Annotated in this window: 16 protein-coding genes; 7 read left to right on the top strand and 9 right to left on the bottom strand. The window is 43.8% G+C overall.

Features of this window, described 5'->3' with window-relative positions; genetic code table 11:
• Positions 1-6 precede the first annotated feature (6 nt).
• Entirely contained in the window at positions 7-3,072 is a 3,066-nt protein-coding gene (locus tag AC1DP6_RS09710; protein ID WP_477054645.1) for a TAT-variant-translocated molybdopterin oxidoreductase, read from the bottom strand.
• A 69-nt stretch (positions 3,073-3,141) separates the two neighbouring features.
• Positions 3,142-4,371, bottom strand: coding sequence for a c-type cytochrome (locus tag AC1DP6_RS09705; RefSeq protein ID WP_477054689.1), 1,230 nt, complete (start codon positions 4,369-4,371; stop codon positions 3,142-3,144).
• A 494-nt stretch (positions 4,372-4,865) separates the two neighbouring features.
• On the opposite strand from AC1DP6_RS09705, the gene AC1DP6_RS09700 reads away from it, so the two are divergent.
• The 3 genes from AC1DP6_RS09700 to AC1DP6_RS09690 all read left to right on the top strand — a co-directional run bounded on the left by AC1DP6_RS09700 (position 4,866) and on the right by AC1DP6_RS09690 (position 7,034).
• Entirely contained in the window at positions 4,866-5,615 is a 750-nt protein-coding gene (locus AC1DP6_RS09700; protein ID WP_477054644.1) for a copper resistance protein NlpE N-terminal domain-containing protein, read from the top strand.
• Positions 5,616-5,737: 122 nt separating this feature from the next.
• A complete protein-coding gene (gene purN / locus AC1DP6_RS09695; protein WP_477054643.1) occupies positions 5,738-6,307 on the top strand; it encodes a phosphoribosylglycinamide formyltransferase in 570 nt (189 codons plus the stop codon).
• A 55-nt stretch (positions 6,308-6,362) separates the two neighbouring features.
• Entirely contained in the window at positions 6,363-7,034 is a 672-nt protein-coding gene (locus AC1DP6_RS09690; RefSeq protein WP_477054642.1) for a hypothetical protein, read from the top strand.
• A 6-nt stretch (positions 7,035-7,040) separates the two neighbouring features.
• On the opposite strand, the gene AC1DP6_RS09685 is transcribed toward AC1DP6_RS09690, so the two are convergent.
• The 3 genes from AC1DP6_RS09685 to AC1DP6_RS09675 form a co-directional block, all read right to left on the bottom strand.
• A complete protein-coding gene (locus AC1DP6_RS09685) occupies positions 7,041-9,503 on the bottom strand; it encodes a TonB-dependent receptor (protein WP_477054641.1) in 2,463 nt (820 codons plus the stop codon).
• Positions 9,504-9,636: 133 nt separating this feature from the next.
• The gene (locus AC1DP6_RS09680; RefSeq protein ID WP_477054640.1) at positions 9,637-10,821 is read right to left on the bottom strand and encodes a GTP-binding protein; all 1,185 of its coding nucleotides are present in this window, start codon (positions 10,819-10,821) and stop codon (positions 9,637-9,639) included.
• Positions 10,822-10,866: 45 nt separating this feature from the next.
• The gene (locus AC1DP6_RS09675; protein WP_477054639.1) at positions 10,867-11,268 is read right to left on the bottom strand and encodes a MerC domain-containing protein; all 402 of its coding nucleotides are present in this window, start codon (positions 11,266-11,268) and stop codon (positions 10,867-10,869) included.
• Between the two features lie 202 nt (positions 11,269-11,470).
• Between AC1DP6_RS09675 and AC1DP6_RS09670 the strand changes: the two genes are divergently transcribed.
• A complete protein-coding gene (locus tag AC1DP6_RS09670) occupies positions 11,471-12,097 on the top strand; it encodes an SCO family protein (protein WP_477054638.1) in 627 nt (208 codons plus the stop codon).
• Between the two features lie 13 nt (positions 12,098-12,110).
• Positions 12,111-12,545, top strand: a complete 435-nt coding sequence (locus tag AC1DP6_RS09665) for a Fur family transcriptional regulator (RefSeq protein ID WP_441572979.1) — start codon at positions 12,111-12,113, stop codon at positions 12,543-12,545.
• Positions 12,546-12,645: 100 nt separating this feature from the next.
• Here the strand turns inward: AC1DP6_RS09665 and AC1DP6_RS09660 are convergent, their stop codons facing one another.
• From AC1DP6_RS09660 to AC1DP6_RS09650, 3 genes are all read right to left on the bottom strand, one after another.
• Positions 12,646-14,367, bottom strand: a complete 1,722-nt coding sequence (locus AC1DP6_RS09660; protein WP_477054637.1) for a M3 family oligoendopeptidase — start codon at positions 14,365-14,367, stop codon at positions 12,646-12,648.
• 235 nt (positions 14,368-14,602) lie between these two features.
• Positions 14,603-15,283: a DUF5606 family protein gene (locus AC1DP6_RS09655; protein WP_477054636.1), complete on the bottom strand. Its 681-nt coding sequence runs from the start codon at positions 15,281-15,283 to the stop codon at positions 14,603-14,605.
• Positions 15,284-15,376: 93 nt separating this feature from the next.
• Positions 15,377-17,083, bottom strand: coding sequence for a lamin tail domain-containing protein (locus AC1DP6_RS09650; RefSeq protein ID WP_477054635.1), 1,707 nt, complete (start codon positions 17,081-17,083; stop codon positions 15,377-15,379).
• 148 nt (positions 17,084-17,231) lie between these two features.
• On the opposite strand from AC1DP6_RS09650, the gene AC1DP6_RS09645 reads away from it, so the two are divergent.
• A complete protein-coding gene (locus AC1DP6_RS09645) occupies positions 17,232-18,221 on the top strand; it encodes an aspartate-semialdehyde dehydrogenase (protein WP_477054634.1) in 990 nt (329 codons plus the stop codon).
• A 350-nt stretch (positions 18,222-18,571) separates the two neighbouring features.
• Positions 18,572-18,790 carry a hypothetical protein gene (locus AC1DP6_RS09640; RefSeq protein WP_127042883.1) on the top strand — a complete coding sequence of 73 codons (219 nt, stop codon included), beginning with the start codon at positions 18,572-18,574 and terminating at the stop codon, positions 18,788-18,790.
• Between the two features lie 224 nt (positions 18,791-19,014).
• Here the strand turns inward: AC1DP6_RS09640 and AC1DP6_RS09635 are convergent, their stop codons facing one another.
• Complete coding sequence (locus AC1DP6_RS09635) at positions 19,015-19,674, bottom strand: DUF2461 domain-containing protein (protein ID WP_477025150.1); 660 nt, start codon at positions 19,672-19,674, stop codon at positions 19,015-19,017.
• Positions 19,675-19,752: the final 78 nt, after the last annotated feature.

The following is a 19,752-nucleotide window of genomic DNA, read 5'->3' as shown; positions in this document are numbered from 1 at the left end:
GATCTATTACGCGTGATGCGCTTCTTCCTTATGAGCAGGTTCTTTTTCTGCTTTAGGAGCGGCATCCTTGTTTCTGATCTTAGCCAGGTAGCTGATAGAAGGCAGTACGTGTGTTTCTTCCAACACATAGTATAACCTGTCTGTCTGCATTTCGTTGCGGATCTTATAGATTTCGCTGTTTTTGTCGTTGATGTTACCAAATACGATGGCATCAGCACCACAAGCTTGCTGGCAGGCGGTTTTAGCAGCTCCATCTTTCAATGGGTGACCAGCTTTCTTCGCATCCAGTTTAGCTTCCTGCAGACGTTGTACGCAGAAGGAACATTTTTCCATCACACCACGGCTACGAACCACTACATCAGGATTCAATACCATACGGGTGAGGTTATCATTCATATCAGCTACATCGTACAGGTTATTTTCAAAGCTGTCAGCACCATTCCAGTCTCTCCAGTTCAGGCGACGTACTTTATAAGGACAGTTATTAGCGCAGTAACGGGTACCGATACAACGGTTATAAGCCATCTGGTTAATACCTTCAGAACTGTGGTTGGTAGCACCTACAGGACAAACGTTTTCGCAAGGAGCGTTATCGCAATGCTGACACAGCATTGGTTGAAACACTACTTCCGGATTGTTTTCATCACCGCTGAAGTAACGATCGATACGGATCCAGTGCATTTCGTGCGCTTTCACCACTTCGTCTTTACCTACAACAGAAACGTTGTTTTCTGCCTGGCAGGCGATCGTACATGCACCACAACCGAAACAGGTGTTCAGATCGATAGACATGCCCCATTTAATACCAGGGTAGCTGTAGTTAGGATACAGGGTAGCATCCTTACGGAAGTCAGGACCAAATTTCTTCAGTTCCAGTCTGTCTTCGTTTACCTCTTTAGGGTTGTGGATAAACTCTTCCAGAGTAGTTTCCTTAACGATAGGACGACCTTCGTAGCTATTATGTGTTTGTGTTAAGCCAATTGCATATTTAGCACCGGTCGCTTCAACAGTTGCATCTGTAGTGAAGTAGTCGAAAGTTTGACCGTTGTAGCTCACCAGCGGATAAGCATTTTTACCGATACCTGCTGCTGCTCTTCCTACGTTTGCACCACGACCGTAACCTACTGCGATAGCGATTACATCAGGGTGAATACCAGGAACGATCAGGAGTGGTAATTCGAGTTCTTTACCGTTGGTTTTAATTTTCAGTACTTTCTTTTCAGCGTTGATTTCGTAATCATCACCTAATTGAGTAGAGAAAGTTTTTGCCAGTGTGTTGGATACACAAGCGTAGTTATCCCAGGTAGCACGGGTGATAGGATCCGGCATTTCCTGTAACCATGGGTTATTAGCCAGTTTACCGTTACCGATAGCTACTTTTTCGTAGAGAACCAGTTCCAGTTTACCGCCTTTCTTAGCGCTGTTGATTTTGCCTGCAGCACCAGCAATGTCGCCGGCGAAGGAAGCACCACCTAAAGCAGGAGCAGTAGCTGGTTCAACAACACCATCTTGTAATGCTTTATCCCATCCTTCCTGTCCACCCAGTTTGGTGATCCACTCATTTTTCAGGTAATCCGCCCAGGTAGCTGTGTTACCAGACCAGGTGAGGAAAGTATCCTGAATAGCGCGTGTTTTAAACAGTGGGAGGATAGTAGGCTGTGCAAAGCTGTAGTAGCCTGTTCTACCTTCTGCATCATTCCAGCTTTCGAGGAAGTGATGATCAGGAGCAACATATTTACAATGTTCAGTGGTTTCATCGTTTCTTTCGTTGAAGGAAACGGCTACTTTCACTTTCTTCAGACCATCTACAAATTTGGAAGCTTCGAAGTAGTCATATGCCGGGTTAGCACCATAAACCAGTACCGCACCAATGCTACCTGCGTTCATATCGCTTACCAGTTTCGCCATATCGCTATCGCTACCCTGACGGTAGTTAGAAGGAGAAGCAAAATCGATGGTAGTACCGTTAGCGCCAACAATGTTATTGATAGCGTTTACGATCGTTTGTACATTCACATCATTGGAACCACTTACTACCAGTGCTTTACCAGTATTAGCTTTCAGTGCTTCCGCTGCTTTTTTGATACCATCTGCTACGCGCTTGTCAGTAATAGCAGGAGCAGTTACGCTACCACCTACTGCTGCCAGCAGTGCCAGTGCGATTGCACCGGTTTCAGAAGGCTTGTGTGTATATCTTTCATCCGCATTTGCACCGGTCAGACTCATGTTGCTTTCGAAATGGAAGTGTTTGGACATTTCCGGTTTCTTAGCATCGATCTTACGTGTTTGTGCAAACTGGCGGGAGTATTCAACCGGGTTTAACCAGGTTCCGATGAAATCAGCTGCCAGACTTACGATCACTTTGGCATTTTCAAAGTGGTAAGAAGGGATCACTCTTTTTCCGTAGGAAGCTTCGTTTGCCTGCAGCATACCAGCGTAAGAAACCGCATCGTATACTACATGACGTGAGTTAGGATATTTACCCAGGAACTCGCCGATTACTTTTTTGGTAGAAGGACTGAGTAAAGTAGAACTTAATAAAACAACAGGAGCACCGCCTAATCCGGCCAGTGCTGCACCTACTTGTTTATCCAGTTCTGCCCAGGTTGTTTCCGTACCACCAATAGATGGGAAACGGAGACGGGCAGTATCATACAGGCTGAGTACAGCGCCCTGTACTTTGGCAGAGGTAGCCCCCTGCGTGATAGCTGATAAAGTATTCCCTTCCATTTTGATGGGGCGACCTTCGCGGGTTTTCACCACAACTGGTACATATTCACCATCAATAGAATAGGAAGAAGCATAATAATTGGCTACGCCCGGGGTAATTTCTTCCGGCTTGTTTACATACGGAATAGCTTTCTTAACTGGTGTTTCACAACTGGCAGCGATAGCGGCAGCAGCGGTGGTAAAACCGAGATATTTAAGAAAATCCCTGCGGGGGGTAGTAGCATTCAACAGGCCTTCACTCTCGAACGGCAGTTCTTCACTGAATTCGTTCTTCACAATTTCCTGATGCGCATCGGTATTGTGCAACTCCTCCAAGCCTTTCCAATACTTTTTTTGCTCCATGTTATATTAACGAGTTACGTTTATAAATTTGATATCTTCTGATCTGAGAGAAATCTCTCTAAATCCATCCTAGTAGTGACATTTTTGACATTCAGTACCACCTACCATTTCAACTGTTACGCTATCGATCTTCTTATCTTTAATATCCTGATGAAGCTTTTCGAAGATGCTGTAATAGTTGTTGTCAGCGAACTGCACTTTCGTAGTACGGTGACAGTTGATGCACCATCCCATAGAGAGATCAGCAAACTGGTGTACTTCGTCCATTTCAGTAATGGCACCGTGGCAGGTTTGACATTGTTGCTGACCAGCAACCACGTGTTGAGAGTGGTTAAAGTAAACGTGGTCAGGCAGGTTATGGATTTTAGTCCATTCGATAGGTCTGCCTGGCTTGGTATATTTACCAGCTTCAGGATCCCAGCCTACGTAATCGTATAATTTTGCGATTTCGGCAGTACCATTTACCTTCTTACCTTCTGCAGTTGTCAGCTCAGGACCGGAGTATTCCTTAATGGCCTTGTGACAGTTCATACAGATATTTTCAGAAGGAATCATAGCATGCTTACTTTTCTCAGCACCAGCGTGGCAGTACAAACAGTTGATCTGGTTAATACCCGCATGCACTTTATGGCTGTAGAAGATCGGTTGTTCCGGCATGTAGTCTTTTTGACGACCCAGGCCTACCGCTCCCTGAATAGTTAAGTAGCCACCTACCATGAAGAGCACGAGGATAATGAGTGCCAGGTAAGCTTTGTTTTTGTAGAAAGGAACAGGATCCGGTGTTGGCACACCTTCTTTATCACCAGCCAGCTTATTCAGATTGCTGTTGATCTGCATCAGGATCAGCGCTACCACGGCGAGAATCAGGGTAATGATACCAAACAGTAAACTGTTGTCATTGCCTTTATCTGCTCCAGCAGGCGCAGGTTCATCACCTGTAGTCTTCGCACCACCTGGTGTTTTAACTTCCTCAACTTTGATATAAGCCAGGATGTCGTCGATGTCCTCATTTGATAACTGAGGAAAAGAAGTCATCGCTGTCTTATTGAACTCGTTGAAGAGATCATTAGCATATTTGTCCCCTGTAGCAAGTACTGAAGCAGAGTTATGGATCCACTGGTGCAATAATTTCTTATCAGCCCAGCGACCATCTACTCCCGCTAATGCAGGACCTGTCAGCTTCTTATGGACATTATGGCATGAAGCGCAGTTTGTTTGGAATAATGCTTTACCCTTCGCAGAATCCGCAGCCTTAACTGAAGAAAACGGAATTACTATACTAGCGCATAGAATAAGCACACTCACAAAATGCTTGCGCAAAAGAATGGAAACACGACGATACACAGCCTATATAGTTTAGATTTGACCTAAAGTTTCTTAAAAGTGCCAGCAAAAATAAGACAGAATGTTGACAATTTACCAACAATTAAAAAAAATTATTGTCTTATAGAATGCCTTTTGAAGCCTGTTTTTTGAACGATGATTGAGCTGTAAGTCTTGCTGCTGGCCTATTTAAACAAAATACCGAATATATCCTTTCAGAACTTATTATTTTGATTGAAAGTTCGATTCCTCTGTGGAGGCTCGTCTACATCATAACATGGGGCAAGGTTTGCGGGGATATAATTATAATAGATGCAGATGAAAATCAGATAGTGGTCCCCTATATCCTTCCTTACACAATATAATATATTATCTGTCAGCGCAATTAATTTCTACGAGAGTTGCTATTTTTACCATAATAACCTGCCAGCGAACCAGAATGTTCAATCTGCTACCAAAAAATCGTTCCCATGAAAAAAAGCGTAATACTCCCTGTTCTGCTGGCTGCCATTGCGGCCTGCAATAATAATCCCACCACCCATCAGACGGACAGTACCTTACAAAATACCGCTTCTGGCACCCCGAAAGCGACACATATAACCGGCACCTACCAGGGTACCCTGCCCTGCGCCGACTGCCCGGGCATGGACTACCAGGTAAGCCTGTACGATGACCATACTTTCAGTGAGCTGGTAGCATACCAGGGGAGGGGACAAGGAGTAGCCTCCGTGCAAACCGGCACATGGAAACAAACTTCAGATTCCACAGTGATGCTCCAAAAGAAAACAGACAGCAGCTCCTTCCTGGCCACCGAAGGAAAACTACTACTACTGGATACCAAAGGAAAACGTATTGAAGGAGTACTGGCCAGTAATTATATATTGAAACCTATAGAAGGAGGCGACCGCAGAACGCTCTTCGCCGAAAAGTTGAAGTCCGGCATCCGGTTTACAGCCAGCGGCAATGAACCTGGCTGGAATCTGGACCTTGATAACAAGAAGATCAGTTTCCACACCATGAACGGCGACAGCGTGCAGGCATCACTGCCCCCCGCCCGCCCGGATACAGATACCCTCAAAGTATATACTACCCCGGGCATCACCGTAAGCATCCGGAACAGCATGTGCTCAGATGATATGAGTGGTCTGATGCGCCCCAACTCGGTGCAGGTACAGATAAAAGACAAAACCTATCAGGGTTGCGGAGAGTACCTGAAGTAGAATTACGAATTAGGAATTAAGAATTACGGATTTGTGGGGAGATTTACACATTTACTATCTCCCCACAAATCCGTAATTCTTAATTCCTAATTCGTAATTTTACATTTTTAAAACAGACTTAGTTGAAAAATATCGCCATATTCGCTTCGGGTGCAGGTAGCAACGCGCAGAAAATTATAGATCATCTCAGACACTCAGACAAGGGCAGGGTTTCCCTCATTGTTTGCAATAAAGCGGGGGCAGGTGTTTTACAAATTGCCGAACGTGAAGGTATTCCGAGTATCTTAATAGAAAAGGAATCATTTTTCCATTCAGATAAATACGTACAGTTATTAAAGGAACAACAGACAGATCTTGTGGTGTTAGCAGGTTTTTTATGGAAAATACCCGCTAATCTGGTACAGGCGTTTCCCAACCATATCATTAATATACATCCGGCATTATTACCTAAATATGGTGGCAAAGGTATGTATGGTCACTTCGTGCATGAAGCAGTGGTGGCAGCAGGTGAAAAAGAAAGCGGTATTACGATCCACTATGTGAATGAAAAATATGATGATGGAGAAACGATCCTGCAGGAACGTTGTATCGTTACGCCTGAAGACACCCCTATAACTGTAGCACAAAAGGTGCAAGCCTTGGAGCACCAATGGTTTCCGGTAATTGTGGAACGATTATTGTCTGATTTTTAAAACTGAGACACGCCAGGAATAAGGTCCTAAAAGCCAGTCTAACCCTTACAACTGTATGAAAAAGACACTGCTATTACTATGGTTATCCTGTTTGCTCACCTTAGCATCTTTTGCACAAGAKGCAAAAAAAAAGCAGGGGAGCAGAAATACCTACCTCAAGGTGAATCCTGCCACATTGATAAATGAACTGGACATCTCCCTTGAACAGGAGGTATCCGATAATTTCAGTCTCGAAATTGGTATCAGTGGCATCTATACAGATTACCCGGATTACGTATTGGCCAAAAAAATTGATATCGGGCAAAAAAAGCCGGACATCAGTACAGAACAATTTGTAGACGGCCGAGGGCTCGGCTTCCGCATAGGCGCTCGCCTCTATCTTATTTCAAGGGATATGGCGCCGGCCAGAGCAGCAGGTACCTATTTTGAGCCGGTAATCTTCTTCAAAAAAGTTTTCTACCCCAACATCGATAATACTTTCCAGAACGCCACCTATACAGACTCCGGTGATAAAAGTGTAATAGGATTGCAGCTTTTAATAGGCCGGCAATTCAAGAAAGACCGTTTCATCCTGGATCCGTTTATTGGAGTGGGTATCCGCAGTAAAATATATCACTACAATACTTACCACTTCGACAACAATACCTTATCCCTGAATAATGGCAGAATGGTGAGTGTACTGCCCAGTTTGCAGATAGGTATAAAAATGGGCCTCAAGCTGTGGTAACCGTACCTAAAAAGGTACGATTACTTTAGCGCTGAAATTTCTTCCCATATTATAAATCCCCAGGTGACCGTTAGGAGAGGAGTTGTAATACTCAAAATATTTCAACCTGTTCATATTGGCCTGGTAAGCTACGTTCCACACATTATCCAGTTGCAGGAATATTTCACAGACTGTTCTGCCTTTTTTATTAACGATGCCAGTACCGGCCCCCGCGTTAAAAAGGGTATATCCTGCTGTAAATGTTTCCGTATCATCTACCCCGTAGAAATGCGGCTGATCAGCTATCACATCAGCTTCCACGCGGACATATGCTTTTGAAAACATACCATGATTGCGCTGTGTGGTGGCTTTTAATTCACTACGTATATGCGTTGGAGGTATAAAAGGAAGATAACGTGCTTCGTCTCCATGCGTACGGATCAATTCCTTGTTACCATTGCGTCCCTGCGTGTAGGCGACACTGTTATTCATGGTCAACCATTTTATGTCGCGGGGATGAAGATTCACACTTACTTCCGCACCATATAATCTGGCTGCTGATTGCTGATAGCTATAGGTAGCATTGCCTGGCACTATCACTACGGGGTTACCCGCATTATCGTATAGCTTTGCCTGATAGATATAGTTTTCAATATTATTATTAAACAGTTCTACACTGATATCTGCATCCGGTAACCATGCCTGTATGCCGATGTCTTCCTGTAAACTAAACTCCGGCTTGAAACCGCGGTTCCCCAGGTATACAATATGTGCTCCCGGATCAAGACCATTGGAACCAATTTCCGTAATATTAGGCGCCCTGTAGCCTCGGGCAACATTGGCTTTCACCAGTATCCGCTCGCTGATATTCCAGGTAGCTCCCACGCTACCGGATACGCCCGTGTAGCGATGATTGAACTGCGGAAACTGCAGATGTGCACCGGCAGTATCCGGTAATGATACATGCTGCTCAAATCCATTCTTATTATTAGGTCCTACATAAAAATCATTCCAGCGGATACTACGACTATCATAACGAATCCCTCCGGATACATCTACTTTACCGAAAGATTTTTTTGCAAAAAAGAATGCACCTATGTCAAACAGATTATAATCGGGAATGGGAAAATCGGTACCGTTTTTACTTTTGTTGGACTGATACATACCATTTACACCTACGGTCGTTTCAAAGCCATCCATGACCGGTAAATTATAACATACATCGTAGTTAAGAGTGTTGAGCACCACATACAATCCTGGTTGTACAGGCATTTCCGGGTGGTTGTATTCCCGCCGGATACTTTGCTGTGCACCTAACATGGCATTGATATCTCCATTACCCACATTCCACTTTGTATGATTGTACACCCGGTAATGTTGTATACGCTGATGCAGCGGATTGATTGTATAAGAACGTAGGTCTCCTTCAGGCACCAGTGGCCTGTTTTTTATATCATCATCGCCTTTTACTTGCTTCGTAAATTTACGTGTAATTGAATCCCTGCTGCCATCCGGAATTTCCTGGGTATTATCATACAACGTAGCGCCAAATTGTGAGTGGCCCCAGGCTTTATCTACCCTTGCCAGGCCGGTAAGGTTGTACTCCCGGAAGGCCGTACCATACACATATCCGTCTATTTTATTCTGATAATTATGGGCTGCTTTGGCAGTAGCCCTTACTACATATTTCCAGTCGTTACTTCCGTAGGCCAGGCCCAAAGAAGAACCAATCATACCGTTGTTGCTATGATAATCTGTGAGAAAGCTTCCCTGTAATTTTCCGGGGGTGAGTTCGGGGATGTCAGGAATCATATTGATGACTCCTGCCAGGGCATCGGAGCCGTAAGTAAGACTGGCAGGGCCTTTCACTACTTCTGCGCGGGAGATGCCATACTGATCTATTTCAATACCATGTTCATCGCCCCATTGCTGCCCTTCCTGTCGTACACCGTCAAACAAAGTGAGTACGCGATTATATCCTAAGCCACGAATAAACGGTTTTGAAATGTTAGGCCCGGTAGTTACTGCGCTCACGCCGGGTACTCCTTTAATAATAGCATCAATGATGTTATTATTCACATTCATATTCATTTCTCTTTTGCCTATAACGGCAATGGGTATAGGGTTTTTGCGAACTGCGGTAGCACGGGAAACACCAGTCACCACTACTTCATTGAGTTTTGATAAATCTTCTTCCAGAGAGATGTTCATCATGGTGGTTTGTCCTGCTACAATTGTTTTCCTGAGCATAACGGGTTGATAACCTACCATTGAAATTTTGATGTCGTAGGTGCCGGGCGTAATATTCTTGATATTGAAAAGGCCCTGCTGATCGGCGGTTGCGCCTGTGTGCAAGTCCTTTATAGCAACATTGGCAAATTGTACCGGCTTACGATCCTTGTTGATAACAGTTCCTTTAAGTGTGCCTTGTTGTGCATATGTTAGTGTTGTAAGAAATAGTAAAAATAGTAATACAGATAAATGTTTCATGGGTGTAAAAAATGTAGGTTTTAGTACAGACAGGGATTTTCAGGATAGTAACAATTATTACACTTCCGAGCTGTAATTTTCAACAAAACTATATTCTATTTTTATACTTGTCTTAATTATTTTTTAGACTAATCTAAATATTAGGAAAAGGATCTTTAAAAACATGGCCTTCTTTAAAGTTTTTAATCTCTGCTTCCGTGCATAGGCAACTATCCAGATCCATGATCATGTCGTGCACGGATAGCTCCTGGCCTATGATTACCAGTTCATTATAGCGATCAGCAAAGCGTTCGTCCCAGCGATTGGTGATGAGTTCATACGTTTCCCGATCCATTTGCCATTGCTTACGGGGACTAGTACACCACCAGTAGCCTGCTTTTTCAGCGCGCAGGGAACCGCCCGCCTGGCTCCAGTTCACCGCGATATCCGGGCGGGATGCCAGCCAGAATAACCCTTTACTGCGAATCACATTACTGGGCCATTTTTCATTGATATATTGCCAGAAGCGCTGTGGGTGAAAGGGTTTCCTGCTGCGGTAAACAAATGAAGAGATGCCATATTCTTCTGTTTCGGGAGTATGGTCATTGTCCAGTTCCGCCTGCCAACCAGCACTCTGCGAGGTAGTGTCGAAATCAAACAAACCCGTATGCAGGATTTCTTTCAAGGGTACCTGTCCTTTTACGGCTTCAATGATCTTTGCATTGGCATTGAGTTTACGCAGTACCGCCTTCAGATTCCCCAGTTTCTCCTTACTTACCAGGTCGCATTTATTTAACACAATTACATTGGCAAATTCTACCTGGTCTGTTAACAGGTTAACGATAGTGCGTTGATCTGTTGCATCCTCTGTCAGGCCCCTTGCATGCAACTGTTCAATGCTCCCATAATCGCTGATAAAATTGAACGCATCTACCACAGTCACCATGGTATCCAGGTGGCTCACAGTGCTGAGATCAATACCATTGGCCTCATCCTGGTAGCAGAAGGTTTGTGCAACCGGTATTGGTTCCGATATGCCGGTAGATTCAATCAGCAAATAATCGAAGCGTTTTTCCGCCGCCAGGGTAGCTACTTCCTTCAACAAATCTTCCCGTAATGTGCAACAGATGCAGCCGTTGCTCATTTCCACCAGTCGCTCTTCGGTTTTGTGAAGTGTGTTTTCATTCCTCACCAATTGTGCATCAATATTCACTTCGCTCATATCATTAACAATAACGGCTACACGTAAATTTTCGCGGTTATGCAGCACATGATTAAGCAAAGTAGTCTTCCCCGCGCCGAGAAAGCCACTCAGCACCGTAACAGGTAATTTTTTCATATGTAATTTATTATATTGCGATAGGCGATATTATGGCCGCTGATACTACCGGTGTCTATGAACAACACATTGCTTACAACGTCGCAGGTTTAATATATGCGCTCCCGTTACACCCGCTGCTCCGGTGAAAATCACCACGGGTTCCCAGTACCCACCGGCAATACCGAAGTGTCCTCCCAAAAGCAGCGCAAAACCTGCAGTAAATATCAATAGCGGAGCTATGCGCCGGTGATGCCGGAAATATCCCCGTCCAAGCGACAGGCAACCTACTCCGAATGAAAAAGACAGCAGTCCATACTCCAGCTTTTCATTCTCCAGGATATGCGATCCCAGGAGAGGTAATACAGTGATTAGTAGTGGTAATAAGGCACAATGCAACGCGCAGGCCAGAGAAGCCCCAATTCCGATTGTATCCAGGCTCATCCGCTTTAAAATATTATCTTCCATGTCCCCGTTTTTCTATTCCGACAAAATTACATAAATTTGCAACAATGTTGCAAATTAAATTTAGGCATTTAATCAGATAATTTAAATCGTCAACTATAAAATGTTGCAGTCGTGTTAAAAAAAGAAGAGAAAGGATACACCGCTGGGCATCTGTTAAACATGTGCTACCTTTGTATATTGAATAAAACAGGGGATTATACCTATGTCGAAGAAAGCTATTATACTCATTACGTTTTTTGTGGTGCTGAGCGCGGGTTTTCTCGCCTACTCTGCCTATGTTATTAAGGATCAGACAGGCTCTTTTATAGGAAAAGAAAAATTGCCGATACTGGGAGCACCGGGACATACGGTACCTGGGTTTTCCTTTATAGATCAAAATGGAAACACAAAAGCAAAAGCAGATGTGGCAGGTAAAATTTATGTGGCAGAGTTCTTTTTCACCACCTGCACTGGTATTTGTCCGAAGATGAATGCTAATATGGAAAAGGTGTATGCAAAATATAAAGACAAACCCGATTTTCTGATCCTGTCGCACACCGTAGATCCGGATCATGACAGTGTACCTGTTTTGAAGGCGTATGCTGACAAACATGGTGCGGACGCAAAAAACTGGTGGTTCCTTACCGGTGATAAAAAACAAATCTATCGTATGGCCAGACAAGCCTACCTGGTAGATGATGGCGTTTATACCGGAGAAGAGGACTTCGTACATACACAGTGGTTTGCACTGGTAGATAAAACCGGACAGATACGCGGTTTATATGAAGGCACCAAACAGCAAGATGTGGATAAGCTGATTACAGACATAGACCGTTTAATGGAAGAATAAATTTTTTTTCATCATGGGCACCAAGCAACAAATAACAGAACGAATCGGCAGTCTCTTACGTGATAGTAAGCTAAGTGTAACAGAAACCAGGACCAAGATCCTGGAGCTGTTTATGAAAAGCAATGGAGCACTGGAACATAGCGACTTCGAAAAACTGGCGGGCAAATCATTTGACCGCGTGACGGTTTACCGTACTTTACAAACATTCCTGGATAAAGGCATCATTCATAAAATACCGACTACAGATACTTCCGTGCGCTACGCAGTATGCAAGTCGGAATGTTCTGAGCATCATCACCATGATCATCATATTCATTTCAAATGTGAGGAGTGTGGCAATACGATCTGTTTAGATGATACAGATGTACCGCAGATACATCTTCCAAAAGGTTATGCTATGCATAATGTGGAAGTAGTGGTGAGTGGGGTATGTAAAGGATGCAAATGAGCTTAAGCCTGAAAAGCAAAAAGCCACTGAAGCAAATACTCTGAGCGGGAATATACCTGCAGATCATTTACTTCAGTGGCTTTTCAATTTTAGTCTGATACTATAACTTTTCTATTTCCGCCTTCACGAAATCGGCTAACTCTTTCACATATGCCGGCGAGAAATCAAATTTAATTCCTGCTGCTTTATACAATTCAGGTAATGTTTTGGTGTTACCTAAACTCAACGCCTGTACGTAATTATCCAATGCCTGCGTTTTGTTTTCCTTGAATTGTTTCCACATAGCAATGGCCCCCAGTTGCGCAATACCGTATTCGATATAATAGAATGGTACTTCAAACAGGTGGAGTTGTTTTTGCCACGTAATGGCGCGGTAGTCTTCATGTCCTGTCCAGTCCACAATTGCAGGGGAGAACTCGTTCAGAATTTCTAACCATTTATCAGTACGTTCTGCTACCGTATGTTGCGGGTGCTCATAGATCCAATGCTGGAATTTATCGATGGTAGCAATCCACGGGAATATGGTAATCGCACGCTCCAGTTGTTGCAAACGTGCACGACGGAGTTGGGTGGCATCATCAAAGAAAATATTCCAGTAGTCCATGGTAAACAGCTCCATGCTCATGCTGGCTACTTCCGCTATTTCCATCGGATACTCCTTGAAAGAACTGAGTGACAGATGATGGCTCAGGAAAGAGTGTACCGCATGGCCGCCTTCATGCACCATGGTAGTAAGATCTTTCATCTGGCCGGCAGCATTCATAAAAATAAAAGGCACACCGGTTTCTGCCAACGGGCAGTTATAACCTCCTGGCGCTTTGCCTTTGCGGCTTTCCAGATCCAGGCGCCCCATTTGTTTCATTACACGAAGGCAATTACCGAAGAAAGGACCCAGTTCATCAAAGGTTTCGATGGCTTTATTCACCAGTTCATCTCCGGTACGGAATGGCTCCAGTGGTTTTACACCCACAGGTTCGGCATCCGTATCCCATGGCTTTAATGTATCCAGTTGCAATTTTTCCTCTTGCGCTTCGAGGATTTGCTGTACCAGCGGAACAATGTGTGCTTTGATGGCAGCATGAAACTGAAAGGCGTCTTCCTTGGTATAATCAAAGCGGCCCAGTTCTTCGAACTTATAGTCACGATAATTGGCGAAACCTGCGTTCCTGGCTACCTGGTCACGCTTTAGTATGAGACCGGTATATAATTCATCCAGTACCTGTTTGTCTGCCAAACGGCGTGTAGCCGTTTTAGTGAATACTTCTTCTCTCAGGGCGCGATCACTGTTTTCCAGGAATTTTGCGGCTTGTTGCAGTGTATATTCCTGGTCTTTCACCGTAATGCTCATTTTACCGGCAATAACGCCGTATTGCTGCGCCATTACGCTCAGTTCTGCCTGAATGGGAATATTTTCCGCCCTGAATAACTTTACCTGTTTCTCTACATTGCGGAGATAGGTTTTATAGATATCCTGGTCGAGCTCTTTACGGAAAGGGCTTTCCAGGAGTTTTTTGTTGAGTGCATCTGCGTATGGTTGCAGTTTAGGCTGAATTTCCATGCAGAAGTAGGTAAATGCTTCTTCCAGCTCTTTGCTGTTGGTGTCGCAGGTCATGCGGATCTGGCGCCAGCAGGCATCTTCGCTGATAACCGCTTCCAGTTCGCTCATATCTTTCAGCCACTTTTCCAGGTCTGCCACGCTATTAATGGGTCTTTGCTGCAGGGTTTCGAAGTAGGGCTGCAGGCCATCCCAGGTGGTTACCTGAAAATCTTCCGGGAGAAATTGACGGGGTAATTTTTTTATATCTGCACTTAAATTATCCATGCTATCAAATATTTTTGAATTTTCGAATGTAGAAATTTAGGGATTTTTGTGCGAATGCCGATAGGATCCGATTAAAAGAATCGTTAAAAAACCGGAATCCTAAAACGATTCAGGCTTCTATTTACAGACATGATTGCTGTAAATAGAAGCCTGAGCTATTATGTTATTTGCTTATTTCTTTTCGCTGCCTGGTAACAGACGGCTACTTCATCATAATCAAATAACGCGATTCTTACTATTCTTCTGTTTTCTTCTTGCGTGGCTTAGCAACTTTTTTAGGTTCTTCACCTTCTGCTGCCAGCGCGTCATCTTTCTTAGCTTTGGCTTTTTTAGGCGCTTTTTCTTCAGCACCTTCTTCGCCTTCTTCTTTTTCAGCCTTTTTAGCACGTGTCTTTTTAGGCTTTTCTTCTGTTGCTACCTCTGCTGCTGCTTCTTCAGTAGCGGCAGGAGCGGCTTTCTTCTTTTTCTCAGGAGCAGCGGTTTCTTCTACCACTTCTTCTACTTCACCTTCACCTTCGGTCAGGATCTCTTCAAATTTCAACAGATCGTTTGCTTTGAGGATACCGAACCATTTCACCATTTTCTTCATATCACTCACATACACTCTGTCTTCATCGAATTCAGGGAATACGTTTTTGAAATAAGCTTTGATAGCATTGTTATCTGCTTTACCTGCTGCAGGTGGGAATGTCGCTGCTTTTTCATCCATGGCTTTAAATACTTCAGCCAGGTTTACGTTTTCGCCGGTAGTGAATACTTCAATACTTTCCAGTGGAGTAAAATTATGCACGCGGGAAGATACAAACCTTGTACTTTTATCTTCCAGTGACCTTACGATGGCGCCATCTTGTTTGCTGGCTACTAACTGAAACAAACCGCCCAATCCGGTTACTGCAACAATTTCTCTGTACTGCATGTTCAAATTTTTAGGAAGCGCAAATATAAATAATTATAATAGATTGACCGCTGCTATTTTTGACCTGTAAAAAGCCTGCAACGGGGGAATCGGTCAGGTCAACTTTCGTGCCATGACCACCGTGCGTTTCCAGCGTTTCACAAGTCCTTTGAGATTAAATATCTCTATAAAAAATATATAAATACCTGATGGTAAAACTACTGCATTTTCACCAATTCCATCCCATTGCAAATATCCACTGTTTCCCATTAAAATATTACGGGCCAGAAAACGAACCGCCCGGCCTCGTATATCATAGATCGTAATATTACCAACAAAGCCAGGAGCGGGCAATTGCCAGGAAATTTTCATCAGGTCATCTATTCCATCATGATCCGGCGTAAAGACCGCCGGCTCAAGTACAATATTCAGGGAATCCGCTGCTTCGGGCCAGCGCTGGGAATTGGGTGCACCTGGAGTTGCATAACCCGCAGTAGCCGCCGCAGAATGCCAGTTATCTCCGCTGGCAGCGGGGCGGTCATATTGCAAACGCTCCAGGGAAATGCCCTGTAGCTCGCTCGCCAGAGGAAAATGTTGTCCATCTGTATACGGCAGTTCATCTATAATGGTACTATCTGCCATTAGTAAGCTGATTCTCCCTGCTGCCATAGGCATAGATGGCAAACTACTTACCTCCTGTATGTTTTCCGGGGCTTTACAGACGTAATGGCTGCATAGCAGGGGGCCATCTGTAGTAATGGCCAGGAATTGTCCTGGCATCAACAGCCGACCCGCCGTTGCTATTTTCTTAAATGTTTCAAATTTTCCATCTGCCTTTCTTGCACAAAAATATAATTGCCCCAGTTCTATGGTTTTGCGGCTGCGGTTATAGAGCTCAATAAATTCAGGTGCCCCTGGAGGCGGATAAAACAAAACTTCATTGATGACCACATCCTGTGCCACCGGTAGCTGCGGCATTCCCAATGTGATACTGGTATTGACTCCACTGACTTCACCATAACAACCGGTCAGGCCGGCCGTACTTAACATATAATCCTGCTGTGGATGAATAGGAGCAGATAGCTGTAATTGTACCCTGGTAAATAAAGGAGGGTTTATTATACTGGTGACTACTTTTATTCCTCCTGTGAGTTGATAGCGCGCAGGATCTGCAGCCAGTGCACTGTCCAGCGTTTTACTAAATTGCAGCAACACATGCATACTGTCTGTAATGGTAGCAAAGAGCAGATCAGGCCGGGTATTGTCCGTTGTAGTAGCGGCTACTGCATTGGCTTTGCCGGGAGTACCACCCACTGCTGCGGTACAGGCGCGCCAGTTTATTTTTCCGCTGCAGGGAAGGGCAGCGTTGATCATTTCCAAACTGACACCTCCTTTGGGTTTAGTGCTGCCATACCAGCCCTGTTGATAATCAACTGCATGTATTACTCTTTTAGCCGGATCATAGAGCACTATCAATGCGCTATCATCTGCGAGTGCCGGGAAACGGTCTATCCCCCTGATATTGGGGATGTTATAGCTATTTACCGCAGCAGGCGTACATAGCACAAGTAAGCTATCTGCGGGCAGCAAAACGGCCGGGAGCAACACTTCCCGTTTATTGACGGAGAGTCGCCAGTCTTTCAGTTGTACTGTCTCCCCGCTTACATTTCTTAATTCTATATATTCATAAGGTGGTAGCCCGGTCACGGGAGAAGGTTTGGGCATAATTTCATGTATGATCACCCCATATCTGCCGGGGGATTGTGTAAAACCGGAAAGGGCCTGCAACAGCAGGAGGGAACAAACAACGGGAAATTTCATATTGCTGGGTTTTATGGCGCTCAAACTTAGCATTCAGAATGTTATGCACTGTTAATGCCATGCAAACAGTAAAAAAAAATCTTAGTGCTATGAAAAGCGCGGGCTATACATTAATTTTGGGCTTCCAAAATTAAAAATGTAAAACAAAATGAAAGTTGCCGTAGTAGGAGCGACCGGACTGGTAGGCTCAAAAATGTTACAGGTGTTAACGGAAAGAAATTTTCCCGTTACTGAATTGATTCCCGTGGCTTCTGAGAAGTCCGTTGGTAAGGAAGTAACATTTAAGGGCAAGACCTGGAAGGTGGTGAATGCTGAAACGGCTATTTCCATGCAGCCTAATGTGGCTATCTTTTCTGCTGGCGGTGGCACTTCTCTGGAGTGGGCGCCTAAATTTGCAGCAGCAGGTATTACTGTTATCGACAACTCCAGTGCCTGGAGAATGGATCCTACCAAAAAACTGGTAGTCCCTGAAGTAAATGGTGATGCTATTACCCGGGAAGATAAAATCATTGCCAATCCTAACTGTTCAACTATTCAAATGGTGCTGGTGCTGAAACCATTGCACGAAAAATATAAAATTAAAAGGGTAGTAGTGTCTACTTATCAGTCAGTAACTGGTACCGGTGTTAAAGCGGTAACCCAGTTAATGAATGAAAGACAAGGCATTACCGGTGAAATGGCTTATCCTTACCAGATAGATCTGAATGTTATTCCTCAGATAGACGTATTTCTCGACAACGGCTATACGAAAGAAGAGATGAAGATGGTAAACGAGACCAAGAAGATTATGGGAGATGACAGCATACTGGTAACGGCCACGACTGTACGTATTCCGGTAATGGGTGGTCATAGTGAGTCGGTAAACATTGAGTTTGAAAATGAGTATGAAGCGGCGGAACTGCGTGCTATCCTCGAAAACACGCCAGGAGTAATAGTTGTAGACGATCCTTCCAAGGCACAATACCCGATGCCTAAAGATGCGCACGACAAAGACGAAGTGTTTGTGGGTCGTATCCGCCGGGATGAAACACAACCTAAAACAGTGAATATGTGGATAGTGGCAGACAACCTTCGTAAAGGTGCTGCTACCAACGCCGTACAGATTGCAGAATACCTCAGCGGTAAGAACTGGCTGTAATCATACTGTTGTGCTATGTAATTAAGGGCCTATTGTACCCTTAAATGCAGCTCCCGTATATGACTATACGAAAATATATCTATAACTCATTAAGAGCAAGCGTGTTACCGCTTGCTCTTTTTTACGTGATTCATAAAACGATAACACAAAAACCTTAAAAATTACACGGAAGTAGTATTGATTTGTGGCGGATAAAATCCAATTTTGGTAGTAATAATCCTATGCCAACTAAAACTCTTTGAAAAAGAAGAGTAGTCCAATTTTAGAGATGCCGGTATTTTTCGTTATTTTCTAATCAGAAAACACCCTTAAGTCCTATGAAAACCAACACCAATCGCGAACTTCTGTTAATGCACAAGTTCACCGAAGAGTGGAGCACCAATTTCTCTTCACAGGTATCCCGGATCATGAACATCGTTGATCAGCAGGATACATTAGATGGAATTATACCTATTATTGAGGTGGCTAATGTTTACAATCAACGTTTTGCCCACGCGCGTACGGACAAAGAAAACCTTTTAAAGAATCGCAAAGCTCGTCCGTTCGAATTCCTCATTCACAAAAATTAATTCCGGGTTAAACCGGAGAGTTATTTATTAGTTTATCAGATAGTTAGTTTACATGAAGTTGCCAGGAGAAAGCAGAGAGCCATTTGCCTATTTACTGGTTTGGGTATTGGGTATTGTTTGCGGCTTTGCTTTTCTAATGTTGTTCGCAGGCGCTATCTATATGTTAGTAACTGGCAACTACTAAAGCAAATTATTTATCTGATAAACTAATAAACTACTTATTATCAATCCATGGCGCGGTTAATGAACTGCAACAGTGGTTGCATCAGCGCAAATGTTTTCAAAATTTCCTTTACAATAGTGGGTTGTGTACATGCTTCATCCGAAAAGGGATGTGATACAATCACACTTTTCAGCTTTAAATAGGCGATAGCCGGGTTGTCCGGCTGATATCCCTGCGGAGCTGTTTTTAATGCATCTCCTTCTACCTTCCCAAAATGCTTAATAAATTCTTTATTGGAAATGAGTTGTTCAAACTCTTTGAAGTTATAATCAATTTCCTGACGTATCTTTTTCAACTCGGGAGCGGCTGGCATCCAAATGCCGCCACCAGCAAAGCTATTTCCTCCTGGTTCCAGTTGAAAATAGTAGCCCGCAAGGGTTGATTTTTTACCTCCTATCTGAAAAGAGGCGCCCAGATTTGTTTTGTAAGGCGTTTTATCTTTCGAAAACCGGACATCCTTATAAATACGAAAAACACAATCTTTTACCTGTAAACCCTGCAGAGAGGCATCCTGCCTGGCCAGCCCATCAATGAGCTGTTGTACCATACTTTCAAAATCAGCTTTTGCGGTTTGATATTCGGTTCTGTGTTCGTCAAACCAGACTTTATTATTATTCAGCCTGAGAGACTTCAGAAATTTTAACGTGGACGGCTGCAACATTATTTCTTTTTGACCCAATATAATACAAAAGAAGCTGAAAGTATAAGGCAGAAAGCAAAAAGCTAATGTTGTGAATGA

This window comes from Chitinophaga sp. 01L420, assembly GCF_056399985.1.
Note: the sequence above shows the minus strand (reverse complement) of the source record. Positions and strands in the feature narration are given on the sequence as shown.